At 39.9% G+C, this 23,596-nt stretch carries 19 protein-coding genes; 9 read left to right on the plus strand and 10 right to left on the minus strand.

Going from position 1 to position 23,596, the window contains the following annotated elements:
* Positions 1 to 89 precede the first annotated feature (89 nt).
* Positions 90 to 2,309, plus strand: a complete 2,220-nt coding sequence (locus C1A09_RS05265; RefSeq protein ID WP_101542683.1) for an HRDC domain-containing protein — start codon at positions 90 to 92, stop codon at positions 2,307 to 2,309.
* Positions 2,310 to 2,350: 41 nt separating this feature from the next.
* On the opposite strand, the gene C1A09_RS05270 is transcribed toward C1A09_RS05265, so the two are convergent.
* The 4 genes from C1A09_RS05270 to C1A09_RS05285 form a co-directional block, all read right to left on the minus strand.
* The gene (locus C1A09_RS05270; RefSeq protein ID WP_180949179.1) at positions 2,351 to 3,247 is read right to left on the minus strand and encodes an SDR family oxidoreductase; all 897 of its coding nucleotides are present in this window, start codon (positions 3,245 to 3,247) and stop codon (positions 2,351 to 2,353) included.
* Between the two features lie 56 nt (positions 3,248 to 3,303).
* Positions 3,304 to 3,885, minus strand: coding sequence for an occludin (locus C1A09_RS05275; RefSeq protein ID WP_101542684.1), 582 nt, complete (start codon positions 3,883 to 3,885; stop codon positions 3,304 to 3,306).
* Between the two features lie 101 nt (positions 3,886 to 3,986).
* Positions 3,987 to 4,712 (minus strand): response regulator transcription factor, encoded by a 726-nt coding sequence (locus tag C1A09_RS05280; protein WP_101542685.1) that lies wholly within the window; start codon positions 4,710 to 4,712, stop codon positions 3,987 to 3,989.
* A gap of 6 nt (positions 4,713 to 4,718) precedes the next feature.
* Positions 4,719 to 6,290 (minus strand): sensor histidine kinase, encoded by a 1,572-nt coding sequence (locus C1A09_RS05285; protein ID WP_101542686.1) that lies wholly within the window; start codon positions 6,288 to 6,290, stop codon positions 4,719 to 4,721.
* A 190-nt stretch (positions 6,291 to 6,480) separates the two neighbouring features.
* Between C1A09_RS05285 and C1A09_RS05290 the strand changes: the two genes are divergently transcribed.
* From C1A09_RS05290 to C1A09_RS05300, 3 genes are all read left to right on the plus strand, one after another.
* Positions 6,481 to 8,607: an outer membrane beta-barrel protein gene (locus C1A09_RS05290; RefSeq protein ID WP_101542983.1), complete on the plus strand. Its 2,127-nt coding sequence runs from the start codon at positions 6,481 to 6,483 to the stop codon at positions 8,605 to 8,607.
* Between the two features lie 174 nt (positions 8,608 to 8,781).
* Positions 8,782 to 9,966 (plus strand): TlpA family protein disulfide reductase, encoded by a 1,185-nt coding sequence (locus tag C1A09_RS05295; protein WP_101542687.1) that lies wholly within the window; start codon positions 8,782 to 8,784, stop codon positions 9,964 to 9,966.
* Between the two features lie 66 nt (positions 9,967 to 10,032).
* Positions 10,033 to 11,703 (plus strand): formate--tetrahydrofolate ligase, encoded by a 1,671-nt coding sequence (locus tag C1A09_RS05300; RefSeq protein WP_101542688.1) that lies wholly within the window; start codon positions 10,033 to 10,035, stop codon positions 11,701 to 11,703.
* 85 nt (positions 11,704 to 11,788) lie between these two features.
* On the opposite strand, the gene glyA is transcribed toward C1A09_RS05300, so the two are convergent.
* The 5 genes from glyA to pyrB form a co-directional block, all read right to left on the minus strand.
* Positions 11,789 to 13,069 (minus strand): serine hydroxymethyltransferase, encoded by a 1,281-nt coding sequence (glyA, locus tag C1A09_RS05305; protein ID WP_101542689.1) that lies wholly within the window; start codon positions 13,067 to 13,069, stop codon positions 11,789 to 11,791.
* Positions 13,070 to 13,172: 103 nt separating this feature from the next.
* Positions 13,173 to 13,946, minus strand: a complete 774-nt coding sequence (locus C1A09_RS05310) for a porin family protein (RefSeq protein WP_370448242.1) — start codon at positions 13,944 to 13,946, stop codon at positions 13,173 to 13,175.
* 5 nt (positions 13,947 to 13,951) lie between these two features.
* Positions 13,952 to 14,518 (minus strand): flavin reductase family protein, encoded by a 567-nt coding sequence (locus tag C1A09_RS05315; RefSeq protein WP_101542691.1) that lies wholly within the window; start codon positions 14,516 to 14,518, stop codon positions 13,952 to 13,954.
* 51 nt (positions 14,519 to 14,569) lie between these two features.
* Positions 14,570 to 15,040, minus strand: coding sequence for an aspartate carbamoyltransferase regulatory subunit (gene pyrI, locus C1A09_RS05320; RefSeq protein WP_101542692.1), 471 nt, complete (start codon positions 15,038 to 15,040; stop codon positions 14,570 to 14,572).
* A gap of 60 nt (positions 15,041 to 15,100) precedes the next feature.
* The gene (gene pyrB, locus C1A09_RS05325; protein WP_101542693.1) at positions 15,101 to 16,042 is read right to left on the minus strand and encodes an aspartate carbamoyltransferase; all 942 of its coding nucleotides are present in this window, start codon (positions 16,040 to 16,042) and stop codon (positions 15,101 to 15,103) included.
* Positions 16,043 to 16,524: 482 nt separating this feature from the next.
* On the opposite strand from pyrB, the gene C1A09_RS05330 reads away from it, so the two are divergent.
* The 5 genes from C1A09_RS05330 (at position 16,525) to C1A09_RS05350 (ending at position 22,545) form a co-directional block, all read left to right on the plus strand.
* On the plus strand, positions 16,525 to 18,846 hold the full coding sequence (locus C1A09_RS05330; protein WP_101542984.1) for a transglycosylase domain-containing protein: 2,322 nt from the start codon (positions 16,525 to 16,527) through the stop codon (positions 18,844 to 18,846).
* 25 nt (positions 18,847 to 18,871) lie between these two features.
* Positions 18,872 to 19,237 (plus strand): 2-amino-4-hydroxy-6-hydroxymethyldihydropteridine diphosphokinase, encoded by a 366-nt coding sequence (locus tag C1A09_RS05335; RefSeq protein WP_101542694.1) that lies wholly within the window; start codon positions 18,872 to 18,874, stop codon positions 19,235 to 19,237.
* The gene (gene kdsB, locus C1A09_RS05340) at positions 19,237 to 19,992 is read left to right on the plus strand and encodes a 3-deoxy-manno-octulosonate cytidylyltransferase (RefSeq protein WP_101542695.1); all 756 of its coding nucleotides are present in this window, start codon (positions 19,237 to 19,239) and stop codon (positions 19,990 to 19,992) included. Before C1A09_RS05335 ends, kdsB begins: the two co-directional genes overlap by 1 nt.
* A gap of 16 nt (positions 19,993 to 20,008) precedes the next feature.
* Entirely contained in the window at positions 20,009 to 21,304 is a 1,296-nt protein-coding gene (locus C1A09_RS05345; protein ID WP_101542696.1) for a M16 family metallopeptidase, read from the plus strand.
* A gap of 80 nt (positions 21,305 to 21,384) precedes the next feature.
* Positions 21,385 to 22,545: an MORN repeat-containing protein gene (locus tag C1A09_RS05350; RefSeq protein ID WP_101542697.1), complete on the plus strand. Its 1,161-nt coding sequence runs from the start codon at positions 21,385 to 21,387 to the stop codon at positions 22,543 to 22,545.
* 101 nt (positions 22,546 to 22,646) lie between these two features.
* On the opposite strand, the gene C1A09_RS05355 is transcribed toward C1A09_RS05350, so the two are convergent.
* Entirely contained in the window at positions 22,647 to 23,585 is a 939-nt protein-coding gene (locus tag C1A09_RS05355; RefSeq protein WP_180949180.1) for a ribose-phosphate pyrophosphokinase, read from the minus strand.
* Positions 23,586 to 23,596: the final 11 nt, after the last annotated feature.

Genomic DNA, 23,596 nt, shown 5'->3' on the forward strand with positions numbered 1-23,596 from the left:
AATAATCTTCTAATTTTTTGCTTACGGCATATTCTTTTTTATCTGGATAAAAGTGTTACCTTTACAAATTGTAAATAATCTGGATAGTAATGGATCAAAACCCTGAAATAGCGCTTGCATGGCAATTTGTAGAAAACACAGGTACTCATCTATTTTTGACCGGTAAGGCCGGTACCGGAAAAACAACCTTTCTACGGAAACTGAAAAGTGAAAGTCCTAAACGGATGGTAGTCCTTGCACCTACAGGGATTGCGGCGATTAATGCGGGTGGTGTAACTATTCATTCTTTTTTTCAGTTACCATTTGCTCCTTTTGTGCCCGAAAGTTCGTTCAGTGCAAATAGCAAAGTATCCTATCGTTATCGTTTTAGTAAAGAAAAGCTTAACATTATACGCAGCATAGACTTACTTGTGATTGATGAAATCAGTATGGTACGTGCTGATTTGCTGGATGCGGTAGATGGTATACTTCGTCGTTTCCGTGACCACCATAAACCGTTTGGTGGTGTACAACTGTTGATGATTGGTGATCTCCAGCAGTTGGCTCCTGTAGTGAAGGATGAGGAATGGCAGATGTTGAAGTCTTATTATGATACTCCCTATTTCTTCTCTAGCCAGGTATTAAGGCAAACGGAATATTGTACCATCGAATTGAAAACTGTTTATCGGCAAAGTGATGGGACTTTTCTCGAATTACTGAACCGTATTCGTGAAAACCGCTGCGATGTACAAGTACTGGATACATTGAATCGGCGTTATATAGCGGGTTTTGTTCCTCGGAAAGAGGAAGGTTATATCCGACTTGTTACCCATAATTATCAGGCACAGCGCATCAACGACTATGAGTTGGAACAGTTACCAGGTCATACTTATACTTTTCGTGCTACAGTTGACGGAAAGTTTCCTGAATATTCTTATCCTACAGATGAGGTACTTGAATTGAAAAAAGGTGCTCAGGTGATGTTTGTAAAAAATGATTCTTCGGGTGAGCATCGCTATTATAATGGTATGATTGGGATAGTGACCGAAGTGTCTTCAGATAATATCGCGGTACGCAGTAAGGATAGTGGTGAAACTTTCTCGCTCCAAGAGGAAGAATGGACGAACGCCAAATATGTGCTTGATGAGGAAACTAAAGAGATTACGGAAGATATCGAAGGCACGTTCCAGCAATTCCCTTTAAAACTGGCATGGGCAATCACAATACACAAGAGTCAGGGTTTAACGTTCGAACGTGCCATCATTGATGCCAGCTTATCTTTTGCACATGGACAAACTTATGTAGCATTGAGCCGTTGCAAAACTCTGGAAGGACTGGTACTGAGTGCCCCGCTCTCTACAAAGACCGTTATCAGCGATCATGCAGTCGATGTTTTTACTGAGACTGCACGCAGGAGTACACCGGATGAGAAGCGGTTCCATTCGTTGCAACAGGCTTATTTCCATGAATTATTATCCGGCTTGTTCGATTTCTTGCCGTTAGAATTGGCCTTAAAACGATATGTCAGACTGGTGGATGAGCATTTGTACAAGCTTTATCCGAAGCAGTTGGTAATCTATAAAGAGGAGGTGGAACGTTTTCATGTAAAAGTGATTAAGGTAGCCCAGAAATTCAGTTTGCAATATAATCGGCTGATAGATGCTGTGAATGATTATGCTTCGGACAAAACACTACAAGAGCGTATTCATCTGGGAGCGCAATACTTTAAGGAGCAATTGAAGCCGCTGAATATGATTATAAGTAAGGGGGGACTTGTTACAGACAATAAAGACTTGAAAAAGAAATTGAAAGAAGCGGATAAGGAACTGACGGATGTTTATCTGCTGAAGGAAAACTTGTTGGAGTTTGTTATCCGGAATGGTTTCCATGTCAATGAGTATTTGAAGCAGAAAGCGGTACTTTCGATTGATGATACATCTGTTAAAGAGAAAACAAAAGGTAAAGAAATAATTTTATCAGATAAGGACAGCCAGAAGAAAGGAGAGAAAGGGCAAAAGAATAAAGTTCGTGAAAGTAGGCAACGGGCTACTGCAATTGAGATACCTTCGGATCTTTTGCACCCGGAACTATACAGGCGACTAATTGTGTGGAGAAATACGGAAGCTACCCGATTGGGGGTGCCTGTTTATATCGTTATTCAGCAGAAAGCTCTTCTCGGCATAAGTAATCTTTTACCATCAGACAAAAAGGCACTCGTCCGTATTCCCTATTTTGGAAAGAAAGGGGTAGAGAAGTACGGGGATAGTATTCTTGAAATGGTACGTGTTTACCGAGAGGGAAAGGAAAGGGAAGGAGATATGAAGAATTAAGAATTACCATGTGGCATGCTTGTATAACGTAGCTAAGTTTTTCATTCAAACATTATCTTAATCCCTTCTTCCAACGTATGCGGTTTATATCCCAACTCTTTACGCGCCTTTTCAATGCTCAGTCCGCTAAAGCGGGGACGAGGTGTTGTTTCTTTCATATCCTTTGTAGTGACGGGAATGATAAGTGAACGATCCAAATTCAGTATATCGGCTACACGATATGCTATTTCAGAAATAGTCAGGCAATCACCTCCACAAAGGTGATAGACACCACTTTGAGGATGAGATATCAATTTTTCTACTCCCCAAGATATGTCACCTACAAAAGTTGGAGTACGCCATTGGTCAGAAACAACGTGGATTTCTATATTGCTTCTTAATCGATTAACTACCAGTTGTAAGATATTTCCGTGTTGTCCCGGCAGTGCGGCACCATACACAACGACTACGCGTACGATAGCATAATTTTGGCAAAGAGCAACTATGTGCTTTTCACCTTCCCATTTAGTATAACCATAATAATTTACAGGGGCAGGGAGGTCTTCTTCTGTATAAAGACGGTTGGCATTTCCGCTGAATACAAAATCTGTGGATAGATGGATGAGCCGACTTCCATATTTATGGCAATATTTAGCAAGATTGGCTACAGCGGTAATGTTGATTGCATCCGCTTCTTCATGGTGTGTTTCGCAATAATCAGGTACAGAGAGAGCGGAAGTATTGATTACTGTATCAGGGTATACTTCCTTGAACAATTCTTTCAGAGTCTGGACATTACAGATATCAGCTTGTATATAATGATAGTTTCCTGAACCAGGGCAACAGTCATCATGCATGGAACTACCCGTAACCTGATAGGAAAGATTATGTGACAAATCATTTAATATCCGTCGTCCCGTAAAACCATTAGCTCCGATTAACAATATTCTCTTTCTCATAATCATGTAACTTGAAATTCTTATCTTTTTCTTTATTATACCTGAAGTGACAATGTTTAGAATAGTGTTTTGTTCCCTTGCCGTACCTCTATACTGAAACCGAACGCACCGTTAGCGGATTTTAGTTCGAATGCTCCTTTGAAGTTATTCTTTTTCCACGGCAATACAGAAGGGTTGGGGACTCTCCAGCCGTCTTTATTATATTCTCCATAAGTGTTAATCTGCATTCCGTTTTTCAATTTGAAACTACCCATTTGCAGATTATCAGGAGTAGACCAAAAGTCTGTCAGCCCAAAAGGATTCATACTGTATACTATGGAATTACTTAAAGAAAATTTATTAGAAAATCCTTGTGAATAAGCGGTATTTGGATTTAACCGAAAAATACTACTATAATCTTTACTGGCATCAGGTATTTCTAGTGTGAATTTAGGTAACTGTGGAGGTGTCATCTTCATCAGGCTCATGTCCAATAGAAATCCATCGTAGTTCTTTACTTCAGGCAGAACTGTCTCTTCCTGAGTACCTCCTTTGGGGAATATATTAGTATGCAAACTATCTACGGATATTTCATTTTGTGCAAATACTGACGAAAAACCTGCAAGCAATATGATTATACTAAAAAGAAATCGTTTCATATCTTTTGCTCATTCTATTTCAACAAAGATAGTTGTTTCATCCAATTTCCTGAAATTTCTTTGTATTATTTTGGAGTATTAAGCAAATCATTATAAAACCGTTAACTATTTACAATCAACTTATATCCTATACCCCGTACATTTACGATACGTATGCTATTGTCTTGTGACAATTTATGGCGTAGCTTGGTGATGAAAACATGTAAGCTACGTGAATTGAAAAAACTGTCATCTCCCCAGAGATCCAGCAAAACATTCTGAGTATTGACAACATGATTCTGATTTTCACAAAGCCGTTTCAATATTTCCGATTCACGGTAGGAGAGTTCCATTTCCGTATTAATATGTGGAGAGACAGCTGTACCGATGTAGTTGAGCTTTTGGGTGACAGAATTGAAATGATAGTTCCCTATTTCGAAGCCAGTCTTTTCTTCTGGGATTGTTTCGGTAAATGAAAAGACTTTACCAACCAATGCCTTGATACGGACAATGAGTTCTTGCATACCAAAGGGCTTTTTCAAGTAATCGTTAGCACCGAGTTCAAATCCTTCGACCACATCATTGATGGCGGAACGTGCCGTGAGAAATAGTACGGGAGTATGTTTGTCTGTCTGTCGGATGCGACGTACCATTTCAAAGCCATCCATACGGGGCATCATAACATCTGCTACCAATACGTCGGGACGTAAATCGAAAAACAAACGAAGACCTTCTTCACCGTTACTGGCAGTCTGGATAATGAAATTCTGTCCTTCTAATGTATCTTTGATAATCATGGCAAGCGTCTCTTCATCTTCTACTAAAAGTATTTTTATTTTGTCTGACATAGGTAATTATATTATGATTGTAAATACACTTCCTTTTCCCAATTCACTTTTGATTGATACACTTCCACCGTGTTTCTCAGTCATGGTCTTTACATAAAACAGTCCTAGACCATACCCTTTTACGTCGTGGAGATTACCCGTGGGTACTCGATAGAATTTGTCGAATACATGTTTTTGTTTCTCAATGGAAATTCCGATTCCATAGTCATGGACGGATATTTCGTTTTTTTTGCCTGAATCAGTAAGTATCGTCCGGCAGTGAATATCTATTCTTGCCCTTTCATGCGAATATTTGATGGCGTTGTCTATCAAGTTACTAAGGATGTTACTAAAATGAGTACGATCGGCAGTAACAGTCAAATCTTCCGGCTCTACATTGAGAGTAATTGTTATAGGTTTATCGGCTTTTAACTTATGTTGTTCGACGAGTTTATCAAGAACTTCTCGCACTTTCAGATTTTCTGGATGAAGCCGGAACGTCTTTCTGTGTTCCATGCTCATAGATAATATTTGTTCTACAAGTCCGCTGAGTCGTTGTAACTGTTCCTGGCAAATTCTCAGGTATTTATCTCGTTTGGCTTTTTCTTTAGCTTGATTAAAATTGAGCAAAGCATCGTTAGCAGCGTAAGCAACGGCAATAGGGGTTTTCAATTCGTGGGTAATATTATTGGTAAAATCACTTTTCATCTCTTCCAGTGTCTTTTGTCGTAGAATAGTACGGATGAGATACCAGAAAGCAAAAATAAGGATAATCAATACAATGAATGAAGTAGTGAGAATTCCTAACATTTGGTGTAATACCAACATGGTAATCGGTTCTATCCAAAGACGATAACTTTGGTTAGTGTTTAGATCGAATGAATAATCGTATAGTACTGCCTTCGGACTGGGAATATAGCCTGTAGTTCCTGTTATTGCTAACGTATCTATATATGTAAAAGTTGAATCGGGAGTACTTCCTTTATGGATTTGCAGTAACCGGTGAGGAAGAGAAATACCTTTCTCTTTCAACTGTATGGTCAACAAACTATCAAAGATCATAATATCTGGTTCCATGATAATATCAAGTCCGGCGTGCAATCCTCGCTGGAAATAGGTTGCCAATTCCAGCATTGTGTTTTTATCTCGTAATATCATGTCTAAACTGCCATTTGCTCTTAGAGCAGAACTGGGCGTAATGGTATCTTTAAGAGTTTGTTTCATCTCCTGTTGTGCCGAGTCCAGTTCCATCCATTGCACTTTTGGGGTATTTTCACGGCGGTCGATATATAATATTCTTGTCGTGTCTGGTTCACCTGGACGTGTGATACTGGCACTACTACGGACAAAAGAATGACCATTATCGTGATAACCGGCTTCTACACTTACTTCTCCATGGTCTTTATTATCTTTTTTCAATGAATTTACACGGAACATCATTTCATTATAATCACTGATGCGCATGGCTTCCACGATATTTTGTTCCATATCGCTACGCATTGTCTGATACAAGCCAGTAAGCCAGTATGTCTGGTAAAGAAAAATACCTGTCAATGAAATAATGACAAGTATGGCAATATATTTGAATGGTAGTTTCATTGTTTTCTTTGAATACTTATGTGGGCAAAGATAAGGAGTTATCCGATGTACTGTACCATCTGATAAGACTAAATAACAGTTCCAATAACAGTAGATAACACTCGGTAAGTTCATGATAACACAGACTTTCACAATTTCTACCGTACTTTGTACCATCGAAATGTAAATAAACTCTCAAAACATATTGAACATGAAACGAATTTATTATCTTTCTTTGGTATTTAGTGTATTAAGTGCAGTTTTATTTGCACAAGAGAAGATCGATGACCCTAATATTGATAAAGAACGTATTCTCAGTGCCGACAGCCTTATAACAACTGATTCACGGTTGGATAGTCTTTATCAGAGTCTTCCGGAAATTATGATTACCGGTGAACGTCCTGTAGTGAAAGCCGAACAGGGTAAGTTAGTATATGACTTGCCGAGAATTCTTCATGATATGCCTGTAGATAACGCTTATGATGCCGTGAAAGAACTTCCCGGTGTAACCGAAATAAATGGTATACTCCAGTTAGGAGGGCAGGGGACTACCGTTATTATTGATGGTAAGGTAACTACACTTACTACAGAACAACTGTATACTTTATTGAAAAATATTCCGGCAAGCCGCATTGAAAAGGCGGAAGTAATGTACAATGCGCCTGCTTGTTATCAGGTACGTGGTGCGCTTATCAATATTCGGTTGAAGCAGACCACGGATGAGTCTTCTTCCTGGCAAGGCGAAGTATATAATAAGGCTACTCAAAAGTATTACGAGCGTTTTGAAGAACGTGCCAGTCTCCTTTACAATAAAAATAAATTCTCCGCAGATTTTCTTTACTCACACAAACACGGTCGTAATTACAGCACGACGAACAAGGATGCTGTGCACACATTGTCGGACGGCACGATTCATCTCATAAATAATGATGAGGTGAGCCGTGGACGTTCGCATACACATAGTTTTCGCGTAGAGGCGGATTACAATATTGCAAAAAAACATCAGTTGAGTTTTGTATATAACGGAAATTATAATACCTATCACAACAAGACAAATATTATGGGTACACAACAGTCCGTAACCCACAGTAACAGTACCGACTGGTTACATAATGGACGTATCGATTATCATACACCCTTCGGGCTGAAAACTGGGGTAGAATTGACTTATTACAATTCTCCATCAAGCCAATTGCTCTATAGTCAAATGTGGGAAGAAAAACTCAATTTCTTTACTAAAGATTGTCAGCGTATCAATCGTTGGAAGGTATTTTTGACACAAGAACATAATTTGAAACAGGATTGGGGGGTGAATTATGGCATTGTTTATACTACCAGCCTTGATAATAGTTATCAGTATTATTATGATGTAGAAAGCAATGAACAGAGTAGTAGTATGAAATCCCGTAAACGGGAACAGACTTTCAATCTTTATGCAGGTTTCAAAAAAAGTTTTAATAATAAGGTGTCAATGGATGTTTCTTTAGCTGTAGAACATTACAAGACGGCGGTTTGGAATCAGTGGGATATATATCCTACTATAAATTTGACTTATATACCTGTACCGGGGCATATTTTTCAATTAGGATTGAGTAGTGATAAAGAATATCCTGGTTACTGGGCTGTGCAAGATGCCATATCCTATATCGGTGGTGGTTACTCAGAAATACACGGTAATCCATTTTTGAAACCGGCGCAGAGTTATGAACTTAAAATGACTTATATTTTAAAGGGGAAATATATCTTTAGCACATGGTTCAACCATACTAAGGACTATTCTACTCAGACATTATATCAATCACCGCAATGTCTTGTGGAAATCTATAAATACCTGAATTTTGACTTTCAGCAACAGTCAGGTTTACAGGCTTCTATACCATTTAATATAAATAAATGGTTAAATTCACGGATCACTTTTATCGGTGTATGGCATCACGAAAAGGATGATGATTTCTGGGATATTCCTTTTAATCGGAAGAAATGTTATGGAATTGCCCAAATGACTCATACCATTACTCTTGCTACCAAGCCCGATTTGAAACTGAAGATAATCGGTATGGTCCATAGTGATGCTATTCAAGGGATATATGATTTACCTACTTCAGGGGGACTGAATGCCACCTTACGTTACGGTTTTGCCAAAGGAAAAGGTATTTTAAATCTTTATTGTAACGATATCTTTGAATCCGCACAAATTTCTCCGCACATTCGTTTCAAGACACAAAATGTCACTAATCACTATTCATGTTTCCGTGAGTTCGGAGTTTCGATTACTTACAAATTTGGTGGATATAAAGAGAAACAAAGAGAGGGAGTAGATACGTCACGGTTTAAGTAATCGGGAATGCTTGTATATCTGTAGAAAGGTATTGTTCCGTATTTTTCTTATGATAATTATTTTGCTTCTGTGTAGTTAAATAAGAATAAATGATTTACGGATATTTCGTAATTGAAAATAATCTTTATTAATATTGTATTTAATATACACGAACATAACTGTTAAAAAGAAAATATGAAAAATCTGAATTTTAGAGTATTGGTTAGCTGTATACTTTTCTTGTTATCAAGTGGCGGGATACAAGCGCAAGACACTTTTATTATTGAAGGGAAAGTAAAAAACGTGAAGGAGGGTGTATGTTTAAATTTATTCCGGATGGAAGGAAGTGTAGGTAGTAGTATTGCTGTGGACACTCTGCGAGGAGACAGTTTTCGTTTTGAAGTACCTTTTTCGGGTACGGATACCGACCGTTTGATGTTACAGATTCGTGACGGAAATCTGTATACCATGGGGTTACATTTATGGGCGAAGGCAGGTTCACATATCCGTTTGATAGGCGAAGATATTAATATCTATACTTGGCAAGTGAAAAGTGAAGTGCCGCAACAGAAGATATGGCAGTTTTTTGTAGATGATTCGCGTGATTTATGGAATCTCATGCAAGAAAATTATATGGAACAGATGCGGTTCAGACGCAAATATCCCCGTAAACCGGAAAATAAAGAAGTGTTGGCCAAGGTTGTTGCTTTGCGTGACAGTTTGGAGAAAATAAAGAATGATTTAGAAATCCGTATCGATTCCAATATAATAGTCCGTATGAAGCAATTACCGATAGAAGAAATCTGGATGGATAAACTGAAAAGTCTGGCAATAGGAGTGAAATACACAAAAGATTATCCTTACCGCAAAGAAGTGGAGGAATTGTATGCCGGACTGACTGAGGTACAGCGTCAGACACCGGAAGGGTTGGATATCCAGGCATACCTGTTTCCTGCCAAGACGGTAACTGTACAGGAAAAGGCGGCAGACGGTGACTTGTTTGACTTACAAGGGAATGTGCATCGTTTGTCAGATTTTAAAGGAAAACCAGTGTTGATAGATTTTTGGAGTCGTGGTTGCGGTCCTTGTCTTATGGCGTTACCGGAAATGAAAGAAATCAGTAAAAAATACGAAGGTTGTCTGGTAATAGTAAGCGTAAGCATTGATGATAAAACCAATTGGGAAATAGCCTCACGGCACCATGACATCAGTTGGTGGAATTTGAATGACTTGAAGGGTAATCATGGTTTGTATGCTAAATATAGCTCAGACGCCATACCTCGTTATGTCTTTTTGTCTTCAGAGGGAGAGGTGGTTGAAATGTGGTCCGGTTATGGAAAAGGTAGTTTGTTGAAGAAACTGGAAAAACTGGTGAAGTAGTAGGGGATTTTTTGTACTTTTGCAACTTTCAAAAATCAAAGTTGTTATTTAAAGAAAAAACCTTGTATGAAATCGGACATTGAGATAGCACGCAGCATAGAGCTGAGAAAGATAAAACAGGTTGCTGAAGGAGTAGGTATTCCACGTGACGAAGTAGAGAATTACGGACGATATATCGCTAAAATACCCGAGCATCTGATTGATGAGGAAAAGGTAAAGCAAAGTAACCTTATCTTGGTAACCGCCATTACGGCAACAAAAGCAGGTATCGGAAAGACCACCGTTTCCATCGGTTTGGTTTTAGGGTTGAATAAGATAGGGAAAAAAGCAATTGTCGCATTGCGTGAACCCTCTTTGGGACCTTGTTTCGGAATGAAAGGTGGAGCTGCCGGAGGCGGTTATGCGCAGGTACTTCCGATGGAGAAAATAAATTTACATTTTACGGGAGATTTCCATGCTATTACATCCGCCCATAATATGATTTCCGCCTTATTGGATAATTATATCTACCAGCATCAAGCAGATGGTTTCGGTTTAAAGGAAATAATCTGGTGTCGGGTGCTTGACGTAAACGACCGTTCTTTGCGTAGCATCGTTACAGGACTTGGACCACGTACCAACGGGGTAACTCAGGAATCGGGATTTGATATTACTCCCGCCTCGGAGATTATGGCTATTTTGTGTCTGGCAAAAGATACAGAAGACCTTCGCAGACGTATTGAAAACATTATTCTTGGTTTTAGATATGATGGTAAACCATTTACTGTTAAAGATTTAGGGGTGGCAGGAGCAATCACGGTACTGTTGAAAGATGCTATCCATCCTAATTTAGTACAGACTACCGAAGGAACAGCTGCTTTTGTTCATGGTGGCCCATTCGCTAATATTGCACATGGTTGCAATTCTATTTTAGCTACTAAAATGGCGATGACGTTCGGAGATTATGTAGTGACGGAAGCTGGTTTCGGCGCAGATTTGGGAGCTGAGAAATTCTACAATATTAAGTGCCGTAAAAGTGATTTGCAACCCAAGTTGACAGTCATTGTAGCTACTGCTCAAGGTTTGAAGATGCACGGAGGGGTCAGTCTCGACCGTATCAAAGACCCCAATATGGAAGGATTGAAAGAGGGCTTCGGTAATCTAGACAAACACATAAGGAACCTACGTTCTTTCGGTCAGACAATAATAGTTGCTTTCAATCGTTTTGCCAGTGATACGGATGAAGAACTGGAAGCCATCCGCCGTCATTGTGAGGAAGATTTAAAGGTTGGTTTTGCCATTAACAATGCTTTTGCCGAAGGTGGAGAGGGTGCCATAGACTTGGCTAATCTGGTAGTGGAAACCATTGAGAAAAATCCTTCTGTTCCATTACATTATACTTATGAAGAAAATGATCCGGTGCAACGTAAGATAGAAAAAGTGGCGTGCAATCTTTATGGTGCCAGTGTAGTGACGTATAGCAGTGCCTCACGTAAGATGATGAAACTCATTGAAGAAATGGGGATTGCCCATTATCCTATCTGTATCGCTAAAACCCAGTATTCTTTCTCTGCCGATCCGAAAATCTATGGTGCCGTCAATAACTTCGAGTTTCATATCAAGGATATTGTTATTAATAATGGTGCTGAAATGATTGTAGCCATTGCCGGAGAAATTCTTCGTATGCCGGGTTTGCCCAAGTCACCTCAAGCGGAACGTATTGATATTATTGATGGTAATATAGAAGGATTGAGTTAAACATACCATTACAAAAAGAATATTATATAAGAAAAGCGTTCCGGTAAAATATACCGGAACGCTTTTCTTAATGGGAATACAATATTTAATATGCAAATAACGGATATTTTTCCATTGTTTTGTTTACTCGTGCACGAATGCCAGCAATTACTTGTTCGTTGTCTACGTTAGACAGAACAGTTTCAATCATTTCAGCAATTTCCAACATCAAATCCTCCTTAGCCCCGCGAGTCGTAATAGCAGGAGTACCCAAACGGATACCCGAAGTTTGGAAAGCAGAACGGCTGTCAAATGGAACCATATTTTTATTTACAGTGATATCGGCAGAAACCAGTGCTTTTTCGGCAACCTTACCGGTCAGATCAGGATATTTACTACGCAGGTCAACCAACATGGAATGATTGTCCGTACCGCCGGAAACGATTGTAAAACCACGGTCTATCAAAGCCTGTGCCAATACAGTAGCATTCTTTTTAACTTGTTTGGCATATTCTTTCCATTCCGGTTGCAGAATTTCACCAAACGCAACAGCTTTAGCAGCAATAACATGTTCTAACGGGCCACCTTGAATACCGGGGAATACAGCCGAATCGAGTAACTGGGACATCATTTTAATTTCGCCTTTCGGAGTTTTCTTGCCCCATGGATTAGGAAAGTCCTTACCCATCATGATAACGCCACCGCGAGGACCGCGCAGGGTCTTGTGGGTAGTAGAGGTTACGATATGAGCATATTTTACAGGGTTATCCAATTCACCGGCAGCAATTAGTCCGGCAGGGTGTGCCATGTCAACCATTAGGATAGCGCCTACTTTATCCGCAATTTCACGCATACGTTTATAATCCCATTCGCGAGAATAGGCTGAACCGCCACCGATAATCATTTTAGGCTTTTCACGCAATGCTACTTCTTCCATCTGATCATAGTCTACACGTCCGGTCTCTTTATTTAGATTATATTCGCAAGGGGTATAGATGATACCTGAAGTATTCACCAATGAACCATGAGAGAGGTGACCGCCGTGTGCAAGGTTCAATCCCATGAACTTGTCACCTGGATTTAGAACGGCGAGAAATACGGCTGCATTCGCCTGTGCTCCTGAGTGAGGCTGTACATTAGCCCATTCTGCTTCAAAAATTTTCTTCAAACGGTCAATAGCAATTTGTTCGCTTTGATCTACCACTTCACAACCGCCATAATAACGTTTGCCTGGATAACCCTCGGCATACTTGTTGGTGAGGCAGGAACCCATTGCCTGCATAACCTGGTCACTTACGAAGTTCTCTGATGCAATCAGTTCAATGCCTTTGAGCTGACGTTGATGTTCTTTCTTGATGATGTCGAAAATTAAATCGTCTCTTTTCATTATTGCTTATTAGATAAGTTTGATAAATCTGTATTCTCTTATTAAGCGTACAAATTTAGGGGAAATAAATGAATAAATTGTAAGAAGAGGAAGAATTTTCCTATCAAAAGAACACGCCGAACGAAAAACTGAGTACATTGTCACGTCGATGGAAACGGATTTGATCGGTGGGAACAATTATTTCATTATTATCTCCTTCCTGAATTGCCGCTTGGTAACTGATACGTTTGGATATATTATGCAAACCGATATCATAACGGAAATCGAAAAAAATGCGTGAGATGGTTACAGCCACGCCGGTAGTAAAACTCAGGTTGAAAGGATATAAATCTTCTTTAATATTTTGTTGATCGAAATTTTCAAATGTCACTTTACTTTTCTTATCCCAAATATAACGAATTTTTGGACCGCCAAATACTGCAAGGCTGTAAGGTCCCTCTTTGATAATATTGTATCCATAAATAACCGGAACCTCGAAACTATGAATGGAGGAAGTTATAGAAGCCATTTCAGACGTGTTGTTTTCGGACATATCTTCTGGTTGGGGTTTTTCGAATGTAATATTACAGCGGTTAATAGTGTATGAAATTTCCGGCTGTAGAAAATGGCGGCCAAAATTAATTCGCATGAAGAACGAACCGAAATAGCCGATTTTGTAGTTGTTTTGTACTTCATTGACGATAGTGCCATTCAAAATTAGGTCGGAAACAAGAAAAAGAGAGGAAGTAAATCCACCTTTAATACCAAAGTTCACGGGGTGGTCTTGTTTGTGGGCTATCTCGGCTTCGAGAGTTCCGGACATAGTAATTTGTTGTCCCCGCATGGAGGTAGAAAAGATAGACAAACACAGACTGATTATAAACATTCCCCGCTTCATCTTCATTACTTCTTCTTTTCGACCGACCAACCAAACTTTCCGATTTTATCTCCCAGATCATAATATCCACCATGTACATATACTAATGGATTTGCTTCCGCCAGCTCTAATTTTCCGGTCTCAGAATTTAAATAGGCAGTATCTACACGTACATTTACTACATCGGCAATGAACATATCATGCGAACCGAGGGCTACGATTTCTTTTACCCTACACTCAATACAAAGCGGTGATTCCTCTATGAGAGGAGCGTTAACCACAGTACATTTACCGGGTGTGAGATTCATTTCTTCGAATTTGTTATAATCTTTGCCCGAACGGACACCGCACCAGTCTGTAGCACGTGCTATCTCTTTCGTAGTCAGATTGATAACAAATTCCATGTTTCTTTTAATAATATCGTAAGAATAACGTTCGGGACGTACGGAAATATAACACATGGGTGGATTTGTGCATATCGTTCCCGTCCATGCAATTGTCAGTATATTATGTTCTTCCGGTGTACTTCCGCAACTTACCAATACAACTGGTAACGGATATATCATTGTACCGGGTTTCCAATCTTCTTTCATATCTTGAATAATGATTGACAATTGATAATTATTTGTTGAGATATCCTTTTTTCAATTATCCATTAATTTAATGTTTTCTCTTATCTGTTCTTTCTCACAATAATGGCATCTGATAACACAATTTTCCTTGTCTATTACATGGAATAACGTTGCCATAGGCTCATTATTCGTAATACATTTCGGATTGGCGCATTTCACAATACCTTTCAACTCATCAGGTAGGCGCACTTCCCGTTTTTCTACTACTTCATAGTCACGGATAATGTTCAGTTTTACATTAGGGGCAACCACAGCGATACGATTGATTTCTTCGTCACAAAAGAACTTGTCGGCAATCTTTATGATACCTTTTGTACCCAGCTTTTTGCTTTTGAGGTTAAAGCCGATGGTGATATTATTACTCATGTGTTCTAATCCGAGCAGTGAAACTACTGTAAAAAGTTTCTCAGAAGGTATGTGGTCGATAACAGTGCCATTTTCTAAAGCGGCAACCTGTAATTCTTGTTTTTTTTTGCTTGACATCTTGATATTTACTATTTAGCAATTTAACGATTTACGATTGAAAAATACGCTGCGTATTATTCAGCGACAGGCATCTTTTTTCACATCATCCAACGTGATGCCCAATACATCGCAAAGGATTGCCTCACGGGCATAAAGTCCGTTTTGTGCCTGTTGAAAGTAATAGGCTTTAGGGTTGTCGTCTACATCAAGAGCAATCTCGTTGACACGAGGCAGGGGATGGAGAATACGCAGATTGAGACGGGTGTGCTCCAGCATTTTGTTACGCAGAATATAAACGTTCTTCACCCGTTCGTATTCCATAAGGTCAGTAAAACGTTCGCGTTGTACGCGGGTCATGTAAAGAATATCGGCATCCGCAATGATTTCTTCTGTAAATTCCGTATGCTCTACGAACTTGATATCATGTTCACGACAGTAAATTTTATACTCTTCCGGCATTTTCAATTCATCGGGGGCTATGAAATGGAAAGTTGGATTGAAATGACGCATAGCCATTAATAGGGAGTGCACGGTACGGCCATATTTTAAATCACCTACCAGGAAGATATTTAGATTTTCCAGCGTCCCCTGTGTTTTGTAGATGGAGTAGAGGTCAAGCATTGTCTGTGAGGGATGTTGGTTAGCCCCGTCTCCGGCATTGACAATGGGAATGGTAGTAACTTCACTGGCATAGCGAGCTGCACCTTCCAGAAAATGGCGCATTACGATGATATCTGCATAGTTACTCACCATCTTGATAGTGTCTTTTAAAGTTTCTCCTTTGGATGAACTGGTTGCCTTTGGATCGCTAAAGCCGATGACACGTGCTCCCAGACGGTTGGCGGCGGTTTCAAAACTTAAGCGGGTACGAGTGGATGGCTCGAAAAATAGAGTAGCGACAACTTTTTCATCGAGCAAGTGACGATTCGGCTTTGCTTCAAATTCTTTAGCCATTTCGAGCATGTAGAGGATTTTTTCCTTACTATATTCGGCAATGGTAACTAAACTTCTGTTTTCCATATTGTTGATATTCGTTTTACTTTTCGAGAGTGTAAAGGTATGGAAAAACTACGGGGAATGGAAATCTGTGAGGAAGTTTTTTAGCAAAAAATATGTTTGGCAGATAAATTTCCCGATTGTATAAATTATATAATTGATAAAGCGTAATTAGCAAAAAAGTACCATTAGTGTTGTCTTTATTTATTTTTTTGATATTATTATTTATATTATATTTAATAAGATGAAAAAAGTTTTTTGTTGATTATCTGTGATATATAACATGTTGTATTTGAGTTGAATGTACAATTTGGAACGCTTTTAACATAAAAAGTAGCTGTTTTCAGTATCTTTTTTGAGGATTTTCAATGCTTTTCAAGGCTAAAATATAGAATTAAAATATGAACAAATATCTTTTAACTATTGAAAAAGATGTAGAAAGTCATAGGCCTATCCAATATATTTCCGTACCTTTGTCACATTATTGAATGAATTTGGAACCAAACATGATAAAGAAAGTCATTACAGCACTCTGGATTTTCATCGCATTTATTGTACTGGTGTGCATCATCATATTTTTTTCTATAGCGAAAGGCTGGATAGGTTATATGCCTCCCGTAGAAGACCTGGAAAATCCTAATTATAAATTTGCAACTGAAGTGTTTTCCGAAGATGGAAAAGTATTGGGTACTTATTCTTATACTGAGGAAAATCGTGTATTTGTGGGATATCAGGATTTATCCCCCAACATTATCAATGCTTTGATAGCAACGGAAGATGTTCGTTTTACCGAACATTCAGGTATTGATGCCATTGCTTTGTTTCGTGCAATTGTAAAGCGTGGATTATTGATGCAGAAAAATGCCGGTGGAGGTAGTACTATCACTCAACAGTTATCAAAACAACTTTATTCGCCCAGTGCTGACAATATTATGGAACGTTTGTTTCAGAAACCTATCGAATGGGTAATTGCTGTTAAATTGGAGCGTTACTACACCAAAGAGGAAATCCTGACTATGTATCTTAATAAGTTTGATTTCCTGAACAATGCGGTAGGCATAAAAACAGCTGCATTCACCTATTTTAGTTGCGAACCGAGGGATTTAAAAATAGAAGAAGCTGCTACTTTGGTAGGAATGTGCAAGAATCCTTCTCTTTATAATCCGGTGCGCTATAACGAGCGTGTCCGCAAACGTCGGAATGTAGTGCTCGACCAGATGCGCAAAGCCGATTATATCACGATGCAAGAACGTGATTCTTTACAGGCTCTGCCATTGAAACTGAAATATAATCGTGTAGACCATAAAGAAGGAATCGCTACTTATTTCCGCGAATATCTGCGTGGAGTACTCAACGCTAAAAAACCGGAAAAGGGTAATTATCGCGGTTGGCAGATGCAGAAGTATTACGAAGATTCGCTCGATTGGGAAAACAATCCGTTATATGGATGGTGTGAAAAGAATACCAAGAAAGACGGTACCAAATACAATTTGTATACGGATGGATTGAAAGTTTACACTACCATCGACTCGCGTATGCAAAAGTATGCGGAAGAGGCAGTGACTGAACATTTGAAAGAATTGCAAGGTTATTTCTTCAAGGAAAAGAAGGGTGCGAAAAAAGCACCCTATACATTCAGGTTGACACAACAACAGGTGGATGAAATTCTGGGGCGTGCGATGCGTCAGTCCGACCGTTACCGCATTATGAAGAATGCGGGTGCATCGGAAGCAGAAATCAAGAGAGCGTTCGATACTCCTCAAGAAATGTCCGTATTCAGTTGGCAAGGAGATAAGGATACCATTATGACTCCGATGGATTCCATACGCTATTATAAATTTTTCTTACGTGCTGGCTTCATGTCTATGGATCCGCGCAATGGACATGTAAAAGCGTATGTAGGCGGACCAAATTATCATTATTTCCAGTATGATATGGCTATGGTGGGACGTCGCCAGGTAGGTTCTACTGTCAAGCCTTTTCTTTATACTTTGGCGATGGAGAATGGTTTCTCCCCGTGTGATGAGGTACGTCATGTGGAATATACTTTGTTTGATGAAAACGGTAAACCATGGACACCGCGTAATGCCAATAAGAAACGTTATGGTGAAATGGTTACTGTGAAGTGGGGACTGGCGAATTCGGACAACTGGATAACTGCGTATCTGATGAGCAAACTGAACCCTTATAATCTGAAACGCCTGATACAAACATTTGGAGTACGAAACCGTGAAATTGTACCTTCCGTTTCATTGAGTCTCGGACCTTGCGAAATCTCTGTAGGTGAAATGGTGAGTGCCTATACGGCATTCCCCAATAAAGGTATCCGGGTAGCTCCGTTATTTGTGACACGGATTGAAGATAATGATGGAAACGTATTGGCTACTTTTTCACCGGAAATGCAGGAAGTAATCAGTGCATCCAGCGCTTACAAGATGCTGGTGATGTTGCGTGCTGTGATTAATGAAGGTACAGGTGTACGTGTCCGGCGTTTGGGTGTACAGGCCGATATGGGAGGTAAGACCGGTACGACGAACTTCAACGCCGATGGTTGGTTTATGGGTTTTACCCCGTCACTGGTATCCGGTTGTTGGGTGGGTGGTGAAGACCGCGATATCCATTTTGATACAATGCTTCATGGTCAGGGTGCTTCCATGGCACTTCCTATTTGGACAAAATATATGGTGAAAGTATATGGTGACAAATCTTTGGGGTATGATGAAACAGAGACTTTCAAGTTGCCTGAGGGGTTTGATCCGTGCAAAGATAATGGAGAAGAAGAAAGTGAGCTGACTCCGGACATGGGTTTGGATGATTTATTTGATTAACGGCATTGTCAATTAATCCATTCAAATGGTCTATACTATCAGCATTGGAAGTAATGAGCAGAGAAAAGACAATCTGGCATTGGCACGTAAAAGGTTATCCGAACTTTTTCCGGGAATTCGTTTTTCTAAAGAAGAAGAGACGAAGCCTTTGTTTTTCAGGAGGTCGGTTTTGTTTTCCAATCAGATAGCGCGCTTCGTTTCGAGTAAACAGGTTGGAGAGGTTTCTTCACATTTGAAAAGTATTGAGCGTGAGGCCGGAAGAAAGCCTGAAGAGAAGTTACAAGAAATTGTCCGGTTGGATATTGATCTTTTGTCTTGTGATGAAACAATTTATAAACCGGAGGATTTGAAGCGAGATTATATAATACGAGGATTGAAACAACTGTTATAATGAAATTTTTAGGAATTATCCCTGCCCGTTACGCATCAACGCGCTTTCCGGCCAAGCCATTAGCCATGTTAGGTGGTAAAACCGTGATACAACGGGTGTATGAGCAGGTAGTGGGCATTCTGGACGATGCCTATGTGGCTACTGATGACGAACGCATTGAAGTTGCTGTAAAAGCCTTTGGCGGTAAAGTTGTCATGACTTCCGTACATCATAAAAGTGGTACGGATCGTTGTTATGAAGCATGTACAAAGATAGGTGGAAATTTCGATATCGTGGTGAACATTCAGGGGGATGAACCCTTTATACAGGTTTCCCAACTGGAGACGGTGAAAGCCTGTTTTGATGATCCTACTACACAAATCGCAACACTTGTAAAACCCTTCACGGTCGATAATGGTTTCGAGGCTTTAGAGAATGTAAATTCTCCTAAAGTAGTGCTGAATAGAAATATGAATGCCCTTTACTTCAGCCGTTCTATTATTCCTTATCAACGTAATGCGCAGAAAAAAAACTGGTTGAAGAATCATACATATTACAAGCATATAGGATTGTATGCCTACCGTGTGGAAGTACTGAAAGAAATAACTTCACTACCTCAGTCAGTCCTTGAATTGGCAGAATCATTGGAGCAACTACGTTGGCTGGAGAATGGATATACCATCAAAGTAGGCATTACCGAAGTGGAAACTATTGGTATAGATACTCCACAAGATTTGGAATATGCGGAATTGTTTTTGAAATCGCAATGCCGATAATCGGAGGAATTAATGGATGATGCTTCCAGACAGAACGATTCAACCTAAGGTGAGGAATGTAGACCAACTAGCCGTGCAAGTACCTCTGCGGATCGTTATGCCTAATGGCATATCGCTAAATGTACTCAATAGCGGTGAAAATGAAGTTGTACGTATTGACTTGCTGATGGAAGGAGGACGTTGGCAGCAGTCGCAACCGTTGCAGGCATTTTTTACCAACCGCATGTTACGTGAGGGCACATTGCGTTTTAGTGCTTCGGAGATAGCCGAACGATTGGATTATTATGGAGCATGGCTAGAATTGTCCAGTGCCTCGGAGCATGCGTATATCACACTTTATTCATTAAATAAATATCTGCCCCAAACGCTGGATGTATTGGAAACCATTGTAAAGGAACCCGTTTTTCCTGAAAAGGAATTGGATGTGATTGTCAATAATAATATCCAGCAATTCTTAGTCAACTCCTCTAAGGTAGATTTTCTAGCTCATCGGGCATTGGTGAAAGCTGTGTATGGTGAAAAGCATCCTACGGGACGCTTGGTGGAAGAGGTAGATTATCATCGTATAAACTCTGCGGTTTTGCGGGAATTTTATGACCGCCATTATCATTCGGCGAATTGTAGTATTTATCTTTCCGGCAAAGTGAATGACGACTGTATCCGTTGGGTAGAACATTTCTTTGGAAGCGAATCATTCGGTAGGGGAGGGCGTAAACCGGATAAAAAAGACTATATGCCGCTATCCTCTGATGAAAAACGTATATTTGTGGAGCGTTCTGACGCCATGCAAAGCGCCGTCCGTATGGGTATGCTTTCCATGGAGCGCAATCATCCTGATTATTTGAAAGCACGTGTGCTGGTAACTTTATTCGGAGGTTATTTCGGAAGCAGGCTGATGTCGAATATTCGTGAGGAGAAAGGATATACTTATGGGATATCGGCAGGAATAATACCTTATCCGGGAAAAGGGTTGTTGGTGGTGAATACAGAAACCACCAATGAATTTGTAGAACCTCTTATCGGTGAAGTTTATCACGAGATAGACCGACTACAGAATGAACTTGTCTCCAATGAAGAACTTACCATGGTGAAAAATTATATGCTTGGCGATACCTGCCGTAGTTATGAGTCGGCTTTTTCTTTGGCAGATTCGTGGATATTCGTACAAGTCTCAAAACTTCAGGATACCTATTTTACCGATATATTGGATGCTATACGGGAGGTTACGCCGGAAGAAATACGTGATCTTGCCGGAAAGCATATGTGCAAAGAGAATTTAAAAGAAGTCATATCCGGCAAAAAAATATCATAAAAAGCGGAAAGTCTCCCAATATTTTAGCAGATAAATTGTATCTTTGTCCAAATCCTAATTTTAGAAACTTGTAACCCAAAATGAAATATCTATATACTGCACTTATTCTGGTATTCCTGTCACAGGGTGGTGTCACAGCCCAAGAGAAAAAAGGCTTCTTTGATAAAATAAAAAGTACTTTCTCGTCGGAGATAAAAATAGGAACTTATACGTTTAAGGACGGTTCGGTGTACACTGGCGAAATAAAAGGTCGTAAGCCCAATGGGAAAGGCAGAACGGTCTTCAAGAATGGGGATGTGTACGAGGGAGAATATGTAAAAGGTAAGCGTGAAGGATATGGCGTTTATACTTTTCCCGATGGCGAGAGATATGATGGGCAATGGTTTCAAGACCAACAGCACGGCCGAGGTATTTATTATTTTATGAATAATAACCGATATGACGGCATGTGGTATCAGGACTTCCAGCATGGAAAGGGTACGATGTACTATTATAACGGTGATATTTATGAGGGAGACTGGGCGAACGACAAGCGTGAAGGGCAAGGTGTATATACTTGGAAGAACGGTTCCAAATATGTGGGTTCCTGGAAAAATGACAAGAAAGACGGTGACGGAACGTTGGTATGGAACGATGGTTGTAAATATGACGGCCATTGGAAAAATGATGTCCGTGACGGGAAAGGGGTTTTTGAATATGCCAATGGAGATAAATATGTAGGTGATTGGAAAGAAGATATCCAACATGGTAAAGGTATTTATTTCTTCCATACGGGTGACCGTTACGAGGGTTCTTACGTGCAAGGCACGCGTACAGGCGAAGGTATCTACTATTTGGTCAATGGTGATAAATATGTAGGTAACTTCAAGGATGGTATGCAGGATGGACGTGGCATATTTACCTGGGCCAACGGTGCCGTATATGATGGTGAATGGAAAGACAACCAGCGCAATGGATATGGTAAGTATAAATGGAATGTAGGCGATTCGTACGAAGGCGAGTGGAAGGACAATAAATTCAACGGGCAAGGTGTTTTGAAGCAGACTGACGGTACTAAATATAAAGGTGGATTTGTAAATGGAATGGAAGAGGGTAGCGGCATTCAGGAAGATAAGAACGGTAATCGCTATGAAGGTTTCTTCAAACAAGGAAAAAAGGATGGTCCTTTTGTGGAAACGGATAAAAACGGAAAAGTAATACGGAAAGGGAACTATAAGATGGGAAGGCTGGAAATTAATTGATGGATAATTGAGAATTACTATTAATGGTTATAACCATATAAAAAAGAGGTTGTGTCTCCCGTTTTGAACTAGACACAATCTCTTTTTCATTATTCCATTAATCAGATAATGTATTGTGAACTGATAGATTCGTTGTTCACCACTCTCTTAATGGTTTCAGCGAACATGTCGGCAATACTCAATTGTTTAACTTTGGCGCATTTCTTGGAGTAAGGAATACTGTCGGTAAACACCATTTCCGTCAAACCGGATTCTTGTACGCGGAATGATGCGGGGTCGGACATCACACAGTGGCTGGCAATGGCGCGGACTGAGGCTGCTCCGGCTTCCAACATGATATTGGCCGCTTTGGTAATAGTGCCGGCTGTATCTACGATATCGTCAACTAAAACGACGTTCTTGCCTTTTACGTCACCGATAATCTGCATAGTAGCAACTACATTGGCTTTTTCACGTGTTTTGTTACACAAAACCAATGGTACACCAAGGTATTTTGAGAATGTACTGGCACGCTTTGAACCGCCTACATCAGGTGTTGCAATGACCAGATCTTCTAATTTCAAAGATTCGATATAGGGGAGGAAGACTGCTGACGCATAAAGATGATCCACCGGAATATCGAAGAAGCCTTGGATTTGGTCGGCATGTAGATCCATAGTAATCAAACGATCAATACCTGCTACTGAAAGCAGATCGGCTACCAACTTGGCACCGATGGAAACACGAGGTTTGTCTTTTCTGTCTTGACGTGCCCAACCAAAATACGGAATAACAGCGATAATGCTTTTAGCCGAAGCTCTTTTTGCTGCGTCAACCATCAGCAAAAGTTCCATTAAGTTGTCGGAATTAGGGAATGTGGACTGAACCAGAAATACATTTGCGCCACGGATAGATTCTTCATAAGAAACGGCAAATTCACCATCGGCAAAGTGGGTGATATTCATCTTTCCTAGAGGACAGTCAAGGCTGGCACAGATTTTCTCTGCAAGGTATCTCGAATTTGTTCCGGAGAATACCATAAAGGGTGCTTTTTCGCTCATTTTGTAATAGA

The organism is Bacteroides cutis, from assembly GCF_900241005.1.
Taxonomy (GTDB): Bacteria; Bacteroidota; Bacteroidia; order Bacteroidales; family Bacteroidaceae; genus Bacteroides; species Bacteroides cutis.